Consider the following 17,664-nt stretch of genomic DNA (forward strand, 5'->3'; position numbering starts at 1 on the left):
ACTCCCAACCTCCGACTCCTAACCCCCGACTCCCGAAACAAACACCATCATGTCTTTACCCCCCGATTTAACAGTTTTACTTGCTTGTATCCGGTTTCAGCTTGGGACTATTACGGCTAGTGAGGTAACTAATTTACTGACACCCGTTCTGAACTGGGATTGCCTAGTCCAAACAGCTATCGCCCAAGGGGTGATGCCGCTGTTGTATGAGAGTCTCAAAGCGATTGGCACGATTGAAGGTACCGATAATGCGCCTCCACTAGTACAGCACTCGGTAATGATGCAACTGCAACATCTCCACCGCATGAATGGACTCAATAACTTGTCTCAAACCAAGGAATTGCTGAAGATCCTCGATGGACTCGACAAAGCCAATATTGAAGCGATCGCTTTTAAAGGGTCAGTTTTGGCAGCATTTGCCTATGGTAATATCGCGCTGCGCCAATTTAACGATCTGGATATTTTTGTCCGACAGCGAGACTTTTGGCAGGCGAAAGCGGTGTTAATGAGCCATGGCTATCTGTCTCCCTACTTGGATTCTGCCGACGAAATGGAAGGATTCGATCGCTATTTGCAAATTTCTTTATCCAATCGCAATGCCGAAGCCACGATGTTCGGTCGGCAATTTCAACCGTCGTTACTGCATAGCAATCCAGAGCGCAGTATCGATTTGCATTGGGGTATTCCGCCCAGAATATTGTGGAAAAGCGACGGGTTCGATCTATTGTGGGAAAATCTCGCGCGGGTCGATCTGATGGGTCGATCGATTCAGACTTTTTCGTTAGAAGCAACTTTAGTAATTCAATGTCTGAATGTTGCTAAAGAACCTTGGAAGCGATCGTTCAAACAGGTGTGCGATGCTGCCCAAATTATCCACAGGCATTCTACCGAAATCGATTGGCATTCAGCACTGGAAATAGCCTCCGCCTTACGCTGTCAGCGATTATTTCTGCTGGGACTGTACCAAACCCATCGGTTATTACATATTCAATTACCTCTAGAAATTCAAACGCAATTCGATTGCGACCCACACATGTCAGAGTGGCAATTTGCAGAGGATCGCTGTTTTTCGATGTTCCAACCAATGTGGTGGTGGGAATATAACGCTCGATTCCACACGCTCGATCGCTGGTGGGATGGACTATTTATCACCCTGCACTTTTTACCGATCGGACTGAAGTGGCTCTTATCCTTACTAAAACATCTGATTGTGCCCAACGATCGAGACCGTGAATTTTACCCACTACCAAAGGCATTATTTTTTCTCTATTATCTCATTCGCCCGATCCGATTGCTACTGAAATTTTCACCTGTAGATAAATCAGTCACCATCGAGCAGCAACTTTAGTACCGAGGAAAACGATCGTGGCACAATTATTAAATCTCGACAACGACCCAGCCTTAATTCAATTTAAGTTAGCCAATGCTTGGCAACTGCGGGGCGATTTTGATAATGCCTTTAAGCGTTATCAGGAGACATTACGACTCAAACCTGACTACCTACCTGTCTACCAGCAGTTAGGAAATTTGCTGCTCAGACAATCCCGCATCAACGAGGCAGTAGAGTATTACGATCGCGCCTTAGCCATCGATTTTGAGACCACAGATCTTTCTTTCTATTATCAATGCCTGGGTTTGTCGAAACTGAGGGTTAAATCGGAACATGTTTCATTTCCGATCGAACCATCAACTGGAAACTCCACTGGCAAAATCGATTTTGGCAAACAAAGAGTATTTGAATACCATCGCAGTGGATGGAACTTTGCTATCCAAGCACTGAGCTGTTTACATAATCCTCAAGGTATTTTGTTTGATGGCTTTTTAGAAAATCAATTTGTCTATCATCGCGATCGAGAACAAGAGAGATCGGCTCGAATATTAGCAAAAATGCAAGCAGATGGCGTCTTTGAGATTTTGGCAACACCAGCAGAAACGGGGATGATTCCCTATCGACAACCTTGGGTTGGATTTTTGCATAATCCCCCATCGATGCCGAGCTGGTTTATGCCTTTCCAATCGCCGCAACAGCTATTGGCAGAGACAACGTGGCAGGCTAGTTTACCGCAATGTGTAGGCTTGTTTGCACTTTCTGAATATGCTGCGGATTGGCTTAGAGCAAAAACTGGCAAACCTGTTTCAGTATTAACCCATCCTACCGAAATTCCCGATCGACAATTTGATTTTTCAGCATTTCTGGCTAATCCCCAGAAAAAAGTCGTACAGATTGGCTGGTGGTTGCGGAAATTGCACTCAATTTATCAATTACCACTGGCTCAAAATAATGCCCTCGGCTATGAAAAAATCAGATTAGGGTTTTTGTTTGATGTAGCAGAAGCAATGTTTTCACAACTTATGGAATTAGAAGCAAGCATCGATAAAATCGAAATTGATGAAGCTTATTTAGCAAATACGGCGACAATACCACATCTTGATGATGATGAGTACGATCGTTTGTTGTCGATGAATATTGCTTTTGTAGACTTGTATGATGCTAGTGCGAACAATGCCATTATCGAATGTATTGCTCGGGCAACGCCACTACTCGTAAATCCGCTACCTGCGGTCAAAGAATATCTGGGTGAAGATTACCCGATGTATTTCAACACATTGGCAGAAGCAGCCGCAAAAGCCTTGGATACTGTGCTGATTTTAGAAACACATGAGTACCTAAAATCTTGCGAAACTCGACAGAAACTATCAGCAGATTATTTTCTAGACAGCTTTTGTAACAGCGAAGTTTATCGATCGATCTAGATCGGATTTTTATTTGTAAATAATTGTATGAAAGTTGCGATCGTTACACCTTATTTCCAAGAATCGATCGAGAAGCTCGATCGCTGTCATCAGAGTGTTTTAAATCAAAACTATCGTTCGACACACTTTCTAGTCTCTGATGGTTTTCCTAATCCCGAACTCGATGAGTGGAATTGCGAACATATCAAACTGTCGAAGTCGCATCAAGATAATGGCAATACACCCAGAACTGTTGGTGCTATATCTGCATTAAATCAAGGGTTTGATGCTATTGCTTTTCTAGATGCAGACAATTGGTTCGATCCGCAGCATATTGAATTAGTATTAAAAGTGCAACAGCAAGAAAATTATGATGTTGTCTTTGCTCGACGATTTATCGTCTCGTTAGATGGCTGTGTTTTGCCACATGAAGATCTAGAAGATACTCAAAATTCTCATGCTGATACTAGTTGTTTTACGATCTTTGCTTCGGCGGCTTTTTTGTTGCCGATGTGGGCGATGATGCCTAAATATACCTCGCCTATGTGCGATCGAATCTTGTTCTTTCTAGTTAAAAATAATAACTTACGATATGGATGGACTGATAAGCAGACTGTTTACTTTGAGTCTCACTATGGACTCCATTATCTCAATGCAGGTTTACCAATACCTCCGAGCGTTCACGATCCAGATCTAAAAAAAATTGTCAAAAGCTGGTCGGTAGAAGATTTTTTCCACAGAATGCATGTAAAGCTTCACATTATCAATTTTATTAGATATTTTCGAGGCAAAAGTTAGCAATAAAAAGTACTGCCAAGTCCGCGCGATCGATAAATATTTATCGATCGTTCACTGCTCGCTAATTTATCCAAGTAATTACCCCGATCGTGATGTCCAATTTCCCCTTAGTTAGTGTAATTATTCCAGTCTATAATCGCGAACGCTACTTAGCTGAAGCGATCGAAAGTGTCTTGGCTCAAACCTATCCAGCCATCGAACTAATTGTGGTCGATGATGGTTCGAGCGATCGCAGTGCCGAAATTGCCTGTAGTTATCCTGTTCGCTACCACTACCAACCAAATGCTGGCATGAGTGCCGCCAGAAATGCAGGAATTGCCTTGTCAACTGGTCGATTTCTGGCCTTTCTCGACTCTGACGATATTTGGGTAGCGGACAAAACTGCCAAACAAATGGCGGCTTTCGATGCCGATCCGAGTCTAGAAGCCGTATTTGGCTATGCCCAACAGTTTTATAGTCCAGAACTTGACGACAGCTTACGAGCGCGGATGCTCTGCCCAGATCGACCGATGCTCGCCCATACTGCCACGGCAATGACGATCGAACGCTCGGCTCTGCTGCGAATTGGACTATTCGATCCCGATCTCAAAATTACGCCTGATGTGAGTTGGTATATCTGCGCGATCGAACGACAGCTCCGACAGATCGCGCTGCCTGATGTGGTTTTTCACCGACGACTGCATGAAACTAATAACGGCACCACTCAACGCCACCATGCCAGCGAACGTTTACACTTACTCAAAGCCAAGCTAGATCGCCAACGCGCCCAACAATTGGCAATCGTCACATCCTGACATACTGCATTTATTTAAGCCTCGTTCCAATCTCGATCCTAGTACTCGATGGCATAAGTAAAGCAACCATTGCCGATACTCTATCTCAACTCTCAACTCCCTGTCTTGTCTCGCTTCTTTCGGCGGGAAACCCGCCGAGCGCGAGCCGCAACTCCCAACTCCCAACTCCCAACTCCCAACTCCCAACTCCCAACTCCCAACTCCCAACTCCCAACTCCCAACTCTTGCCGAAATAGTACTAGGATTTACGCCGCTCGGTACTAGGGATTATCGAATCGAACTCAGTCACTTTGAATTCGATAATCCTGAAGATCGCTGCCATGCTTCTTCTTCAACCACGCCATCACATCAAAATACTGGTTGGCATCAAAAAATTTTTTATAGGCATCCTTCTGAAAACTGGGAACGAAAAATGCCGATGGAAAACCCGCATATTGCTTCGATGTAAAACAGATCTTTCGATCGAAATCTAGAGATTCAAAATCTTGTAACGATTTACTAAAATCTTCCTGAAAGAAATCAGAGAATTTGACAAACAGTCGATCCCAGTGAATTCGCTCCAAGCGTCTATTCCAGTTAGATGCTGCTTTATCCGAATCTGCTTCATGATAAAAATGGATTTCCACATCGCCTTTTAATACACCGATCGGAAAGTAACGTTCTTTTAACTCTAGATTGACAGACTCATAGCGAGAGCAGCTCGAAAACTCTAGCGGCGACTCTAAATATCCTCTGAGATTTTTCAATAATTTTAAGTAGCATTGACCCATAATTCTCGTACCAATAAATGGAGTTTGATATTGAATCCCAAAATATTGATAAACAGCCCCACCCCAACAGTCATTAGAGATAATACTAAACTTTAAATCTTTTAAACTCTGACGGGCGATCGATTCTCTGACAATTTTGAATAACCGCGCTTTTTCTGTTGATGCCATTTCCCAGGATAAATTAGTCCCATGAAAACGTCTGAGTGTCAATTCTACGGGAAGAGTCAAGCTTTCTAATTTGGCATCTTTGGCTCGCCATAGCCACTCGATATCTTCAGTAGCGCGATAAGCGGGTGCGAAATTGCCAATTCGATCGAATGCACTTTGGCGCACTACTAGCGTACTGGGGATGATGACTCTGGGATCGCCAAGATCGCGATCGGGATCGAACCAGGGGGGAACTTGAGTGTCTGGTTCCAAGAAATTCAGAGCTTTGGTGCCAGTAAAGCTTAAATTGGGATGCGCTAGCATATAGGCAATTTGAATGCTAAGTTTGTCTGGTTTCCAGAGATCGTCAGCATCTAAAAAAGCAATGAATTCGCCCTGCGCAGCAGCAATTCCCGTATTCCGAGCGACAGATACGCCTTGATTTGATTGATAAAAATAACGTACTTCTGGATAAGATCTCACGATATCGCCACTTCGATCGGTCGAACCATCATCGACAGCGATGACTTCGATCGGGCGATAAGTTTGCGCAAAGACACTATCCAAAGCCGCCGCTAGATAGTTTTCGCGGTTATAAATAGGAATGACAACACTTACTAACGGCAAATTTTCCACGATCTTCATGTTTAAATGTTAATGATTTGCTAGTTTTTTACCTCGATCGTTAGCTGCTGTGACTCTTCAGCAAGTTATAGCGAAGCAGCAAATCATAAAAGTCATTAAGCAAGAGTTCGCCTCCATAATTATTAATGTGATGATTGTCCCGAAAAATCACCTTTTCACCTAGTACGGTCGAGCAATTTTTGAGTTCTTTGGGGCACAATCGATCGAATGGATCGAACAGATAAAAGTTACTGTTTGACTTGGATAATGTTTTAAGTGCATCAGTTATCTCGGTTAACCCTTCTCTGAGTTTGACCCGATCTGCCACAAGATAGCATTCCTTAGCTAAAAATGGTCGAAACCATTGTTTGTAGCAATTTTCAGTAGTGAAGCTCTCTGGCATATACTGAAATCTCGGCACTGGCAGAATTGCCACCACACTTGCGCCTCTGCCATTAGCGGTCTTAATGAATTTATTAAAATCTTCGACCCATTTAGGTAAGAACCGAAGATTTCGAGATCTTTGCTGTTGCCACCGATCTGGAGACCAACCAAAGACATTCCCTAGATCGTTACCCACAACAATAATATCTCCCGAGATCGCATTTGCCAGGACATATTCGATCGTCCGCTCTTGGTTGAGCAGATCTTTTTGCTTCCAATCGTTCTTTGGCAACCAATCGTATACTGCTATTGGCATTGGTGGAACAGTCATTTGAGCGGTGGTGATAATTGTTTGCTGAAAATCTCCTCTGGACTTCATTTTGTCAATTAACCCCGACAAATGTAGAGCATGACTATTCCCCACATACCAAATACGCTGCTGCCCGCTCACCCGCTCGCCCTGGGGGAAAGAACATCTCGATTTGGCAATGTTGTTAGCCGAGACAGACATTCCTTTGCCCTGGAAAACGAACAATCATAAAGCTGAACATCTCGGATCTTAAAACTCTCAGTTTCTGAAGAGTGCCTATTACCTAAGAATATGCGGTTACCCAGTCGATTAGATAGTAGCAGTAGGAGTCCCGATGCAGTTGTAGCAGCACCCAGCCCATAACCAATCGTCCGCCATCGCACGACAGACCAGTCATGACGACGCAAAGGTATCTCTACATACCGAGCCGAACATACCGCCAGCAATAGCATTAAGGCGACCTGAAATGGGGCAGACCACCAGTGAATGCCAATCGTCCAGCGGCTCAGAGCCAGAACGCCCCAGTGCCAGAGATACAGCGAGTACGAGATCGAACCGATATACACAACTAGCGGCTGGCTAAATAGTGCAGATCCGGCAGTTCCAATCCGCAGACAAGCAATTAAAACTGCGGTTAACAGCACAACCGCAATGGTCGCTTTCAAGGCAAATTGGAGCGGGACAAATAAAACTCCAACAATGCCAACAGTTACTAGTAAGGGGGGAATGCCCTCCACCCAAGCCAGCACTCCACTGGGATGCTTCAAACCGAGAAACAGCAAACAGCCAGCACCCATTTCCCAAAACCGAGTCGGCATCAAAAAATAAGCCGCAGATTGGTTAGTGCGATAAATGTAGACAAAAGCGATCGCCGACGCGATCGATAATACCCCTGTCACCCACAACAGATTTCTGGCTCCTTTGCTAGTCTGACGACCAAAACCAGTCAACCACACCAGCAGTGGAAACAGGAAGTAGAACTGTTCTTCTACACCCAAAGACCAAGTGTGCGCGAATACATTTAGTTGGGTGGAGTCAGCAAAATAATTTGTGGACTGATTGAGTAGATAGAGATTGGAGCAGCCAAATAGAGCGGCAATCCCGGTCATTATGGCAACACCCGGACTGGGATTAAAAAAGCAAATTGCAATACTGGTAAGAACTACAAACATTACCAGTGCTGGCACCAATCGTTTGACACGTCTGGCATAAAAACTTACCAGAAAGTCGCGAATGTTCTTGCTAGGACGACCTGCTAACGACGAAGTAATGACAAATCCAGAGATAACGAAAAAGATATCTACGCCTAAATAGCCGCTGGGTAGAAGATTGTGGTTGAAGTGGTTGATGATGACGGCAATTACGGCAAACGCTCTAATCCCATCGATTTCTGGTCTATAGGCAGATTTATAGGCTGGAGTTGTAGAGATCATTTATCGTCAAGTTGGGATCGATGTGGGTCTAGAATCGCATTAGCAAACACTCTCATGTAGCCAATACATTTCCCACGGTTTGTCGCGATTGAATGGGTTGTGGGACGGGTGATAACCTTTTGAGGTTAATAATTCAGTCATCAGCGCGCGAATAGAGCGATCGCATTCCAAACTCAAAGCCAGAAAGATATATCGATCGAATGGAAAAACCGATAACACATCTAATTCACTACCTTCAATATCAAAAGCAGCATAATCAATTATTTTAGGCGCATTGCATTTATCTAGTAATTCCCCTAAAGTTACTGCTGGTTTCTCAACCGCACTACCCTTTTGCACGACTTCTTTACCTTGAGATTTTACAGTTTCTAGATTTGATTTAATTCCACTCAAATAGGGGCTGATAGTCTCGTCACTACCTTCGATATAAGTCACAGTTCCAGCGCGATCTGATAAACAAACTCGTTTGCAAATACTCTGGGGACGGTTGATAACTAACGTATCGAAAAAGTAATCGCTGGGTTCGACACAAATTCCCGTCCAGCCCAGCTCTCGTTCGAGGATATAACAGCTACTGCATTCTTTACCATTTGCCGCTCCAGCTTCTAAAAAATACCCATTGCGTTTGCCAGGAAAAATATATTCGACAATCCAGCGATCGTTATTGGTTTCGTTGTAATATTGCCGGGAGGCAGGCAGCAATGCTGGTATGAAGCGAGCCACTCGATCGATAATTTTTCTACGTAGATATCCCATGAGTCGATCCCGAACAATTTCAAAGTTGTGAGAGTAAATGCTCGATCGCGATCGGAATTTGCACCATATCTGTCCCAAGTTCCAAGACATAACAGGGCACCTGTTTGACCAAACTCGACATCATCCCAAAGGCGGTTTGCCCGCTTCCTGACAATTGAAAAATCGTGCTGGGTGCTAACGCTCTCAATGCGGCACCTGCGGTTGCCGGACTGATGTGGGTGTCTGGTTTGCCAGTTACTTGCGGAATGAGTACAGCTTTAATCGGAAAGCCGCGCGCGATCTTGTCAGGATGATGTTGGTGCAGAAACAACATCGCTTTTTCTAACCCGACTCGATCGACATTATCGACTAGCGGAGCTAAATTGGGGAATCGATCTAAATCGGCTTGCCCTTTGAGTTTGGCCGTATTGTACAAACTGTAAACATAGGGCTGCGGATCGGTCGTTACCAGACAATAATCATCGCTAGCGTAGACGAGGTTACTAGCAATGCAAGCCAGTGCTGTCGAGGATTTCCCCGATCCCCCTTTACCTGCTAGCAGCACTCCGCCTGCGGGCGTTCCGACTGCCCCAGCGTGGACGTATTGATGCTGGCGATCGGTAGTCCACCAGTTTAAAATCGTTTGTAGGGGCGAACCCTTTTCCCAGTAGGGAATATTTCGAGCATCATCGATCCAATAACAGGCGAGATTTTGCTGGAGATCGAGGACACTGAGAATATTCGGCCCGATATGAAAATTAGTGCGAATCCGATCGCCATCATAAGCTTTAACCTCCTTGCGGGGGCCGAGATAATCCGTCCAGTGGATCTGAATCAGCTCGACAAAGCTCTGAATTAACAGCGGCAATTTAGTTTGAGTCGAAGCATTATCCCACAGGCAAACTGTCAGATCGGGATTGGTTGTTGGCTCGACCTCCAAATGGGCTAAAGCAGGTGCGAGTTGGGGCATTAAACCCGCTCCGGCAAACCGCAACCGCAAGGTATAGCAGCCGATCGTATAAAACCTGTCAACACTACCCGCAGACTCCATCGCCCGCTCGAACCCTCGATAGACGAGTTGAAAAAACGCCACTCGATCGGCTTCGGCGATCGACATATTTAAGTCAGACGGCAATGATAAAATTAGATTAGATGACATTAACTATTCAAGTGCTGATGTTGTCGGTTTCAACAGATTTTTTAAGATTTGTCTGCCAGGAAAGGGACGGTACCGCAACTGGCGAACTGGGGCGACTAACTGGTTTAAACTTGCGCTAGCGAATGCCAATTGCGATCGTCGCCAACTTTGCCGATCTCCGGCTAGCACCCGACAATTCAGCCATTCCAACTGTGAGATCGGCATTTGCCACAGCGCGGGTAACACCCATTCCGGCGGTGAAATCTGCAACACTTGCTCTAATAACCCGATCGTATTTCTGACTGGTAAAATCAGTTGATATCGCTGTGCTTGAGCGATCGATCGCAGCCAATCGAGATCGCTACTTGGCTTCATTAACAGCATCGCCGTTGCCAGATCTGCTAGTTGTGGCTCGGCGTGCCGATAGAACATGCGGGCGCACAGATGTAGCAATAGATCCGGCGCACTAAGCTGCCAACCCGCAACATCGCCCGCGCGCGGTGTTGCATACTGCCACACCAGCTCGTCGGTATGTGCTTGGGGAATTGCCCAAAACAGCCGCCCCTGCAAATATAACGAGTGCTGGCGATCGTCTTGAAGGTGGATGGCGGTGGGAGATCGATCGCCGCAACTATGCCAATTGAGGGCAGTTAAATGTTGAATCGCACTCTCTAAATCGCGCTCCCTTACCAGCAGATGAAAACTAGAGATTTGGCGATAATTTTCATCTGAAGACCGAGCCGCTTCCCCCAGCACGATTGCCTCGATCCCAATATCTTTTAAATCCGATAACAGACGATCGAGATCTGCGATTTGCAATCGATTGGCACACCAATTCCGGCGATAGATACCCTTAAGCCTTGCCATTTGCGGATGCTCGACCCCATGCGCCAATAAATTTTGATATAGTCGCGGCAATAGCAGATAAGAGTCACTATCTAAAACCTCGATATCTACTGAAGACTGCCACCGTTCCCAAGCACTCAGCGCGGTTGAGCCATTGCCGAGTGCTGCCTGGAGCAAAAGCTGGCGATCGGGAGCTAGTCGATACCCATTAAAATGAGGCCAGAAATCGATCGTCATAATTTATGCAGCTTTCGCAGTCGGCCATCCTGCGTCTACATCTACTTCATGAATGGGATCGAGCAGCAACAGATCTTCCATATCAGTGAATTTCTCTACCAGTGGTTTCTCAAAGTGCGGCTTGCTACCTGATGTTTCCAATATTTCTGGACTATTTTCTGTGCTAGCTGCTCGTGGCTGCGGATCGATGACGATTAATTCTTCTGCCAGTAAATTGGCGATAAATTCATCGATGGCGATCTCGATCTCTTCGACGCTACCATCATACGATCGCACTACTTCTCGCACTAGTTCTTGTCGATCGAGTTGACGTTCGATCCGACTCCACACATCTGCGCCTGTCTTTAACAAGCTGTAATAAATACCTTTATCGAGATTGACAATCACCACTTCTCCATCGATCGTTTCACTCACGACTTGAGGACTATTAACCCGAAACACTGTGCCATTCTCCATCAAAATTACCTCATCGTTCCTTGAGAGACAATTTATTCTACTCCCTCGATCGAATTTTGACTTACTCTTAATATTTATTAAATATTTAGAATTTTTAAGCTCGATCGACCTGCTAAATATGAGATTTATTTTGGCTTAACAAGCCGATCTCAAGCGATCTAAACTGCCGATCGCCATCGGCAAAATTTTAGCCACGATCGCTTTTTACATGTAAATTTGGTAAACAAAAGAACATTCATTTGGTTGGTACGGAGGCAAAAAGCCACTTGAATATCGATTCAGTTTCAAGAATAAGTAATAAAATATACTTACAATAACATTAGCTTCGTTAATTTGACTCTCCTGACATTTTGCAGTAAATAGTATCGGGGCATACCAAAATACTTGTCGTTGGCGTAGCCGCATCCAGAGGTAATCGATCCCTTTCCCCTTTACCCCTATCGATCGGATTAATAGATGAAGATAATATAAATTTCTGGTATTACTGACGCGCTGGCTGCATACTCTACAACTAAATAACGATCTTCCGATCGTCGATCGCGAAAACCACACATTAATTCTCATCGAAAATGAATTCATTAATTAGTGTTATCGTTCCCGTCTATAACGGCGATCTCTACTTGTCCCACCACAGTTTTATTTTATCGCCGCCACGATCGCAATATCACTAATCAAATAGAACTAGGCAATAAATATACTTTAAAGATGCTCAAACAGTCATTAGATCGTCGCCGTCACCAAAATCATGGATTGGCAAACTCTTTGCCAGAAATACCCAATTGCTAAGTTACTATTTCCCGAAACACCCAACACCCGTTCGCCAGTGGAGCTAACTTCAGATCCCACAACTACCGAGCTGCTCCCGTTTGAGTAAAGTCGCTCTTGGCAGCGGTAACCGTCAAAATTGTTGCGCTGGTAATGTTTGACGGCTACCGATCGCGATCTCCCTCAGCTAGCCATTGCGACTAAAAAGGCTCGTAACTCGAAATTTTGCGCGCGTGCTGGTTTCGATCGAGTAGAAAATCGTGTTAATATGGATTACCTACACTTGGAAAGGTGGCAGAGTGGTCGATTGCGTCCGACTTGAAATCGGATGAAGCGCAAGTTTCCGTGAGTTCGAATCTCACCCTTTCCGTTGCGATAATTTCAGAGGTTAAGTCGATCGTCAGAGATTGACCGATATCAAGATCGTCATCTAGCATTTTTCAGCATCCCCTAACGGGATATCGATACGATCCGGATTTGGGGCGTGCCAGAAAAGGGGCTTGCTATGGGGGTGAGATCGCCAATTATTTGAGCGATTTAGCCTAGATACAGCCCTCAATTGTAGATCGCGATCGAACGGGACTCATAAAGCACATAATTATTTAAGTATTTTGGACATCTTTCGTGTCAATTTACTGGGTATATTAATTTTGTGTAGCATTGGGTTAGCAAAGCTGTGAAAAGCGTTTACGTATTGTGGTCGTTAGTGACTGGTGTGGGTTTGTTAGGGGTTCGGACATTTGGCAATCCGTTTAGCGATCGAGTGGATTATCGAGTTGAATATAGTGGTAAGGCTGGGACTACATTGTGGGGTAGTTATACTATGACCCAGAATGGTCGCTCTCGGATTAGCACCAACCAACAGGCGGTAGGTAAACTCCCACTAACGATTAATTTTAGTACTGGTAAAAATATGACAATTTCGGCAAATGGTTCGACAGCGAACCAGGAGCCAATTACCATCAAAATTTACAAACATGGTTCGGAATGTAGCAATTCCGATCGGATCGATCGTGCGGGAGTTACCACCACGGTTGTATGTAGGTAATCCCAGTTGCTAGTTATTCAATTGGGGGGATTAGGCTTTAGGCTTTAGGCTTTAGGCTTTAGGCTTTAGGCTTTAGGTGATGAGACGTTCGCCAACAAGCAATAACTAGTAATTTGGGCTAAGTAAAGGATGGATCGTCAATAAGCTAGATAAGTAGGGGTGCTGACATTCAATTGTCAGCACCCCTTTCCAATTTTGATTAGACTTGGTAGCTCGATCGATTTGGGCTTTAAAGTCTGCACGAAGCTAGTCGTAAAGGCAGTGGTAACCCTTTAGCAGGTTGAATATGGCAGACTAGATAGTGTGGGATTTGCCATACGTCGATTTACTAGCCTGACTAAAGATGATTACTAACTATATTGCTACAATCCTCCGTGGAGGTAATCCTGGAGATGCCGTTACCGTGCGCGGCTGGATTCGGAGTAAACGCGAAGCCAAAGAATTTGCCTTTGTCGATATCAACGATGGCTCCTGCATGGCAAATATTCAGGTAGTAGTCGATCGCAATGTCCCCGACTATGACACCATTGTCAAACAAATTAATACTGGAGCTTCGATCGAAGTCATCGGCGAATTGGTAGAGTCACCCGCTAAAGGACAGCGCGTAGAAGTCAAAGCCAGTCAAGTCAAAATTTACGGCGAAGCAGATCCCGAAACTTATCCGTTACAGAAAAAGCGTCACTCCTTTGAATTTTTGCGCGAAATCGGCCACTTGCGATCGCGTACCAATACTCTCAGCGCGGTATTTCGGGTGCGTAATGCTTGCGCCGCTGCCATCCATCAATTTTTCCAAGAACGTGGCTTCTTGTGGGTACACACGCCGATTATTAGTGCCAGCGACTGCGAAGGTGCGGGGGAAATGTTCAATGTCACCACCCTCAATCTCAAAAAAGTTCCGCTAACTCCCGACAGCCAGATCGATTACACTCAAGATTTCTTCGGAAAGGCGGCATATTTGACCGTCAGCGGCCAATTGGAAGCCGAAGTGATGGCAATGGCATTTAGTAATGTTTACACGTTTGGGCCGACATTTCGGGCCGAGAATTCTAACACGTCGCGGCACTTAGCTGAGTTTTGGATGATCGAGCCAGAAATGGCCTTTTGCGATCTCCGTGAGGATATGGATCTGGCCGAAACATTTCTCCAGTATGTATTTAAATATGTAATGGAAAATTGTCAAGCAGACATGGAATTTTTCAACGAGCGGATCGATAAATCGGTCTTAGCAACGGCGGAGAATATTATTAACAATCAATTTGAACGCCTCACATATACTAACGCGATCGATTTACTCGAAAAATCGGGACAAAAGTTTGAATATCCTGTCAGTTGGGGACTCGATCTTCAATCCGAACACGAACGCTATTTAGCCGAAGAAGTTTTTAAAAAGCCCGTCATCCTCACCGATTATCCCGTCGAAATCAAAGCTTTCTACATGCGGCTCAATGACGATGGCAAAACCGTCGCCGCCATGGATATTCTCGCTCCCAAAATCGGCGAAATCATCGGCGGCTCCCAGCGCGAAGAACGCCTCGACGTCCTCGAACGCCGACTGCTCGCGCAAGGACTCAACCCCGCCGACTACTGGTGGTATCTAGATCTGCGCCGTTATGGGACTGTACCTCATGCTGGCTTTGGGTTAGGATTCGAGCGATTGGTACAATTTATGACCGGAATGACCAATATCCGCGATGTCATTCCCTTCCCCCGCGCACCCTTAACTGTCGAGTTTTAAAATTAGTTGATAGTTGATAGTTGATAGTCGAACAAGCTTTTTAAGCTGCTACCCATCCACCCATCTACCCATCCACCCATCTACCCATCTACCCATCCACCCATCTACCCATCCACCTATCCACCCATCCATCGGTGTTGACAAATTGAAACAATTGCTGACTTGTTATCACCAACAGCCGGATAATGAACAGACGTTGATAAATAAATTTTGAAGATCCGATGGATAGCAATTTAATTCTGTCTAATATCTTAAATCCGCCAGTGTTGTTCTTTTTCTTGGGAATGCTGGCGGTTTTTGTGCAGTCCGATTTAGAAATTCCCAATCCCCTACCCAAACTTTTTTCGCTCTATCTACTAGTCGCCATCGGCTTTAAAGGCGGACACGAACTATTTGAGAGCGGTTTGAGTCCGATGATTATCAGCACCTTGCTCGCAGCAGTATTTATGGCATCGATCGTGCCTGTCTATTCTTTCTTTATTTTGCGGGTTAAATTAGATAATTATAATGCTGCGGCAATTGCGGCTACTTATGGTTCGATTAGTGCCGTCACATTTATTACCGCTAGTTCCCTGCTCGACAAGATTGAGATTCCCTATGGCGGTCATATGGTAGCCGCTTTAGCACTAATGGAATCACCCGCGATCGTGGTAGGTTTGATTTTAGTACGGTTATTTACTCCCAAAGTACTGGATATTTCTATTGATGACAAGCATCACAAAGATAAAGTCGATAGCCAACATCATAAGGATGAAGTCGCTAACCAAAATAATAACGATGACGCCGATAACCAAGAAACTTCTTGGGGTGAAGTCTTAAGAGAAGCTTTTTTGAATGGCTCGGTTTTACTATTAATTGGTAGCCTCGTCACGGGAGTGCTCACTGGTGGTGATGGTTGGACAAAAGTGCATTTATTTGTCGAGAAAGATCTCTTTTATGGCGCGCTAATGTTTTTCTTGCTAGATATGGGATTAGTGGCTGCGCGTAGGATTCAAGATCTGAAAAAAACTGGGATGTTCTTAATTAGTTTTGCGATTCTCATGCCAGTTGCTAATGCTTTGATAGGCATCCTCCTCGCTAAAGCAGTTGGTATGGGTGTAGGTAACGCGCTATTATTTGCCGTATTGTGCGCTAGTGCTTCCTATATTGCCGTACCCGCAGCCATGCGGATGACAGTCCCCGAAGCAAATCCCAGTTTGTATGTATCGATGGCTTTAGCCATTACCTTTCCGTTCAATATCATTGTTGGAATTCCGCTTTATCTACAAACTATTAAATTATTGGGAGTTTAACCATGCTTCAGGCTGTCAAAAAAGTTGAAATTATTGTCAGTTATTTGGAAGTACCTGCCGTGCTGAAGATTCTGAAAAAGAATTCAATCCAAGGTTATACTGTCATTAATAATGTTTCCGGTAGTGGCGAACATGGCTATTCTGGTGACGATTTGATCACCAATAGTTACATCATGATTATTTTTACCGATTTAGAAATGGCTGAAAAGCTCTCGAACGCGATGCAGCCACTACTCAAAAAACTCGGTGGCATTTTTATTATCACCGATGCCCAGTGGATCGCTCACTAATCGATATTCAGTTACTGTCACTACTCGCCGCTGTCTATCCAGTCAGTGGGAGTAGTGACAATTTTTGGATTTTGGATTTTGGCCGATCGATACATATAGCAATCCTATTCGATCTCCAAAATTAATAGTACTTAAATATCGATATTTTTAACCGCAGAGATGTATGCACACCTTTGTTTCCCTATGCTTTAACGTAATTATCAATTATCAATTATCAATTATCAATTAATTTAACCTGCATGACGATCGATTTATCCGCAGAGCGACAAATTATCGACTCGTGGCACCAAAATGCCAGAGCTTGGAGCGTCGCAATCTCAGAACGACAAATCGCCAGTCGTAAACTAGTTACAGATCGATCGATCGTTGATGCCGTCGTCAGTCGCAACGCACCCAAAGTTCTCGATATTGGTTGTGGTGAAGGCTGGCTGACGCGAGAATTGACGGCGCGGGGGATGGAGGTACTGGGTGTCGATGTCGTTCCGGCATTCATCAATAAGTCGCAAACTTTGGGTATAGGCAGATTTGAGTTAGCCTCCTATGCCGAAATTGCAACGGGTAAACTCGGCGAAAAATTCGATCTTGCAGTGGCAAATTTTTCGTTATTTGGCAATGAATCGGTAACCGAGTTAGTTAGCTCGCTCCCATCGTTACTGACTGTGCAGGGTATGTTTATCGTTCAAACCCTACATCCACTTGTCGCTTGTGGCGAACTCCCATATCTAGATGGCTGGAGAGCGTCGTCATGGGCTGGTTTTAGCGATGATTTTACCGATCCGGCTCCTTGGTATTTTCGCACGATGGCAACATGGGTAGAGCTATTCACTACCCATGGATTTACCATCGCCGAAATCCGCGAACCATTACATCCGCAGACAGGCAAACCTGCTGCGGCAATTTTTATCGGCGTACTTCGTTAAATGATATTAACGACAGATAGTGCATCTAAAATGAATCGATAATACCTAACACCTAATACCTAAAGCCTAACACCTATAGTGCATCTAAAATGAATCGATAATACCTAACACCTAATACCTAAAGCCTAACACCGATACCTGTCTAAATGTTATTTAGCAGCCAGATAAAAGTTTGGCAGTAGAAACATGGGGATGCTTGGGATCTTTAA

18 protein-coding genes and 1 tRNA gene are annotated in these 17,664 nt (G+C 44.7%); 11 read left to right on the forward strand and 8 right to left on the reverse strand.

The genetic code is table 11. The features are described from left to right. Positions 1-49: 49 nt before the first annotated feature. The 5 genes from C7B77_RS07480 to C7B77_RS29715 all read left to right on the forward strand — a co-directional run bounded on the left by C7B77_RS07480 (position 50) and on the right by C7B77_RS29715 (position 4,589). Positions 50-1,348 carry a nucleotidyltransferase domain-containing protein gene (locus C7B77_RS07480; protein ID WP_219892027.1) on the forward strand — a complete coding sequence of 433 codons (1,299 nt, stop codon included), beginning with the start codon at positions 50-52 and terminating at the stop codon, positions 1,346-1,348. A 17-nt stretch (positions 1,349-1,365) separates the two neighbouring features. Further along, positions 1,366-2,754: a tetratricopeptide repeat protein gene (locus tag C7B77_RS07485; protein WP_106302268.1), complete on the forward strand. Its 1,389-nt coding sequence runs from the start codon at positions 1,366-1,368 to the stop codon at positions 2,752-2,754. A 27-nt stretch (positions 2,755-2,781) separates the two neighbouring features. Further along, positions 2,782-3,531, forward strand: coding sequence for a glycosyltransferase family 2 protein (locus C7B77_RS07490; protein WP_106302271.1), 750 nt, complete (start codon positions 2,782-2,784; stop codon positions 3,529-3,531). Between the two features lie 92 nt (positions 3,532-3,623). Further along, entirely contained in the window at positions 3,624-4,325 is a 702-nt protein-coding gene (locus C7B77_RS07495; protein ID WP_245894105.1) for a glycosyltransferase family 2 protein, read from the forward strand. A 105-nt stretch (positions 4,326-4,430) separates the two neighbouring features. Next, entirely contained in the window at positions 4,431-4,589 is a 159-nt protein-coding gene (locus tag C7B77_RS29715) for a hypothetical protein (protein ID WP_181243745.1), read from the forward strand. A 17-nt stretch (positions 4,590-4,606) separates the two neighbouring features. Here C7B77_RS29715 and C7B77_RS07500 read toward each other — a convergent pair whose 3' ends face one another. The 8 genes from C7B77_RS07500 to C7B77_RS31360 all read right to left on the reverse strand — a co-directional run bounded on the left by C7B77_RS07500 (position 4,607) and on the right by C7B77_RS31360 (position 12,251). After that, on the reverse strand, positions 4,607-5,887 hold the full coding sequence (locus C7B77_RS07500) for a DUF1919 domain-containing protein (protein WP_146138226.1): 1,281 nt from the start codon (positions 5,885-5,887) through the stop codon (positions 4,607-4,609). Positions 5,888-5,927: 40 nt separating this feature from the next. Further along, positions 5,928-6,761 carry an SGNH hydrolase domain-containing protein gene (locus C7B77_RS29720; protein WP_245894106.1) on the reverse strand — a complete coding sequence of 278 codons (834 nt, stop codon included), beginning with the start codon at positions 6,759-6,761 and terminating at the stop codon, positions 5,928-5,930. Next, positions 6,698-7,993 (reverse strand): acyltransferase family protein, encoded by a 1,296-nt coding sequence (locus C7B77_RS29725; protein WP_181243747.1) that lies wholly within the window; start codon positions 7,991-7,993, stop codon positions 6,698-6,700. Before C7B77_RS29725 ends, C7B77_RS29720 begins: the two co-directional genes overlap by 64 nt. A gap of 39 nt (positions 7,994-8,032) precedes the next feature. After that, positions 8,033-8,749 (reverse strand): FkbM family methyltransferase, encoded by a 717-nt coding sequence (locus tag C7B77_RS07510; protein WP_106302277.1) that lies wholly within the window; start codon positions 8,747-8,749, stop codon positions 8,033-8,035. A gap of 19 nt (positions 8,750-8,768) precedes the next feature. Further along, complete coding sequence (locus C7B77_RS07515; protein WP_106302280.1) at positions 8,769-9,887, reverse strand: phosphoenolpyruvate carboxykinase (ATP); 1,119 nt, start codon at positions 9,885-9,887, stop codon at positions 8,769-8,771. A 3-nt stretch (positions 9,888-9,890) separates the two neighbouring features. Next, complete coding sequence (locus tag C7B77_RS07520; RefSeq protein WP_106302283.1) at positions 9,891-10,949, reverse strand: nucleotidyltransferase family protein; 1,059 nt, start codon at positions 10,947-10,949, stop codon at positions 9,891-9,893. A 3-nt stretch (positions 10,950-10,952) separates the two neighbouring features. Beyond that, a complete protein-coding gene (locus tag C7B77_RS07525; RefSeq protein ID WP_106302286.1) occupies positions 10,953-11,405 on the reverse strand; it encodes a PqqD family protein in 453 nt (150 codons plus the stop codon). A gap of 720 nt (positions 11,406-12,125) precedes the next feature. Continuing rightward, complete coding sequence (locus tag C7B77_RS31360; RefSeq protein ID WP_281261340.1) at positions 12,126-12,251, reverse strand: hypothetical protein; 126 nt, start codon at positions 12,249-12,251, stop codon at positions 12,126-12,128. 204 nt (positions 12,252-12,455) lie between these two features. On the opposite strand from C7B77_RS31360, the gene C7B77_RS07530 reads away from it, so the two are divergent. The 6 genes from C7B77_RS07530 (at position 12,456) to C7B77_RS07555 (ending at position 17,455) form a co-directional block, all read left to right on the forward strand. Next, positions 12,456-12,540: transfer RNA gene (locus C7B77_RS07530), tRNA-Ser, on the forward strand. 306 nt (positions 12,541-12,846) lie between these two features. Next, positions 12,847-13,218 (forward strand): hypothetical protein, encoded by a 372-nt coding sequence (locus C7B77_RS07535; RefSeq protein ID WP_146138227.1) that lies wholly within the window; start codon positions 12,847-12,849, stop codon positions 13,216-13,218. Between the two features lie 343 nt (positions 13,219-13,561). Continuing rightward, a complete protein-coding gene (asnS, locus tag C7B77_RS07540) occupies positions 13,562-14,953 on the forward strand; it encodes an asparagine--tRNA ligase (RefSeq protein ID WP_106302292.1) in 1,392 nt (463 codons plus the stop codon). A gap of 221 nt (positions 14,954-15,174) precedes the next feature. Further along, the gene (locus tag C7B77_RS07545; RefSeq protein ID WP_106302295.1) at positions 15,175-16,245 is read left to right on the forward strand and encodes a sodium-dependent bicarbonate transport family permease; all 1,071 of its coding nucleotides are present in this window, start codon (positions 15,175-15,177) and stop codon (positions 16,243-16,245) included. A gap of 2 nt (positions 16,246-16,247) precedes the next feature. Continuing rightward, positions 16,248-16,535 (forward strand): P-II family nitrogen regulator, encoded by a 288-nt coding sequence (locus tag C7B77_RS07550; RefSeq protein WP_106302299.1) that lies wholly within the window; start codon positions 16,248-16,250, stop codon positions 16,533-16,535. Between the two features lie 239 nt (positions 16,536-16,774). Then, entirely contained in the window at positions 16,775-17,455 is a 681-nt protein-coding gene (locus tag C7B77_RS07555; protein ID WP_181243748.1) for a class I SAM-dependent methyltransferase, read from the forward strand. Positions 17,456-17,664 lie beyond the last annotated feature (209 nt).

It is taken from the genome of Chamaesiphon polymorphus CCALA 037 (assembly GCF_003003845.1).
GTDB classification, from domain to species: domain Bacteria; phylum Cyanobacteriota; class Cyanobacteriia; order Cyanobacteriales; family Chamaesiphonaceae; genus Chamaesiphon; species Chamaesiphon polymorphus.

Excerpts from the sequence above, each read along its gene's own strand:
- C7B77_RS07545 (WP_106302295.1), top strand. The coding sequence starts at position 15,175 with ATGGATAGCAATTTAATTCTGTCTAATATCTTAAATCCGCCAGTGTTG.
- C7B77_RS07515 (WP_106302280.1), bottom strand. The coding sequence starts at position 9,887 with ATGTCATCTAATCTAATTTTATCATTGCCGTCTGACTTAAATATGTCG.
- C7B77_RS07490 (WP_106302271.1), top strand. The coding sequence starts at position 2,782 with ATGAAAGTTGCGATCGTTACACCTTATTTCCAAGAATCGATCGAGAAG.
- C7B77_RS29720 (WP_245894106.1), bottom strand. The coding sequence starts at position 6,761 with ATGTCTGTCTCGGCTAACAACATTGCCAAATCGAGATGTTCTTTCCCC.
- C7B77_RS07480 (WP_219892027.1), top strand. The coding sequence starts at position 50 with ATGTCTTTACCCCCCGATTTAACAGTTTTACTTGCTTGTATCCGGTTT.
- C7B77_RS07510 (WP_106302277.1), bottom strand. The coding sequence starts at position 8,749 with ATGGGATATCTACGTAGAAAAATTATCGATCGAGTGGCTCGCTTCATA.
- C7B77_RS07550 (WP_106302299.1), top strand. The coding sequence starts at position 16,248 with ATGCTTCAGGCTGTCAAAAAAGTTGAAATTATTGTCAGTTATTTGGAA.
- C7B77_RS07500 (WP_146138226.1), bottom strand. The coding sequence starts at position 5,887 with ATGAAGATCGTGGAAAATTTGCCGTTAGTAAGTGTTGTCATTCCTATT.
- C7B77_RS07555 (WP_181243748.1), top strand. The coding sequence starts at position 16,775 with ATGACGATCGATTTATCCGCAGAGCGACAAATTATCGACTCGTGGCAC.
- asnS (WP_106302292.1), top strand. The coding sequence starts at position 13,562 with ATGATTACTAACTATATTGCTACAATCCTCCGTGGAGGTAATCCTGGA.
- C7B77_RS29725 (WP_181243747.1), bottom strand. The coding sequence starts at position 7,993 with ATGATCTCTACAACTCCAGCCTATAAATCTGCCTATAGACCAGAAATC.
- C7B77_RS07525 (WP_106302286.1), bottom strand. The coding sequence starts at position 11,405 with ATGGAGAATGGCACAGTGTTTCGGGTTAATAGTCCTCAAGTCGTGAGT.
- C7B77_RS07495 (WP_245894105.1), top strand. The coding sequence starts at position 3,624 with ATGTCCAATTTCCCCTTAGTTAGTGTAATTATTCCAGTCTATAATCGC.
- C7B77_RS07520 (WP_106302283.1), bottom strand. The coding sequence starts at position 10,949 with ATGACGATCGATTTCTGGCCTCATTTTAATGGGTATCGACTAGCTCCC.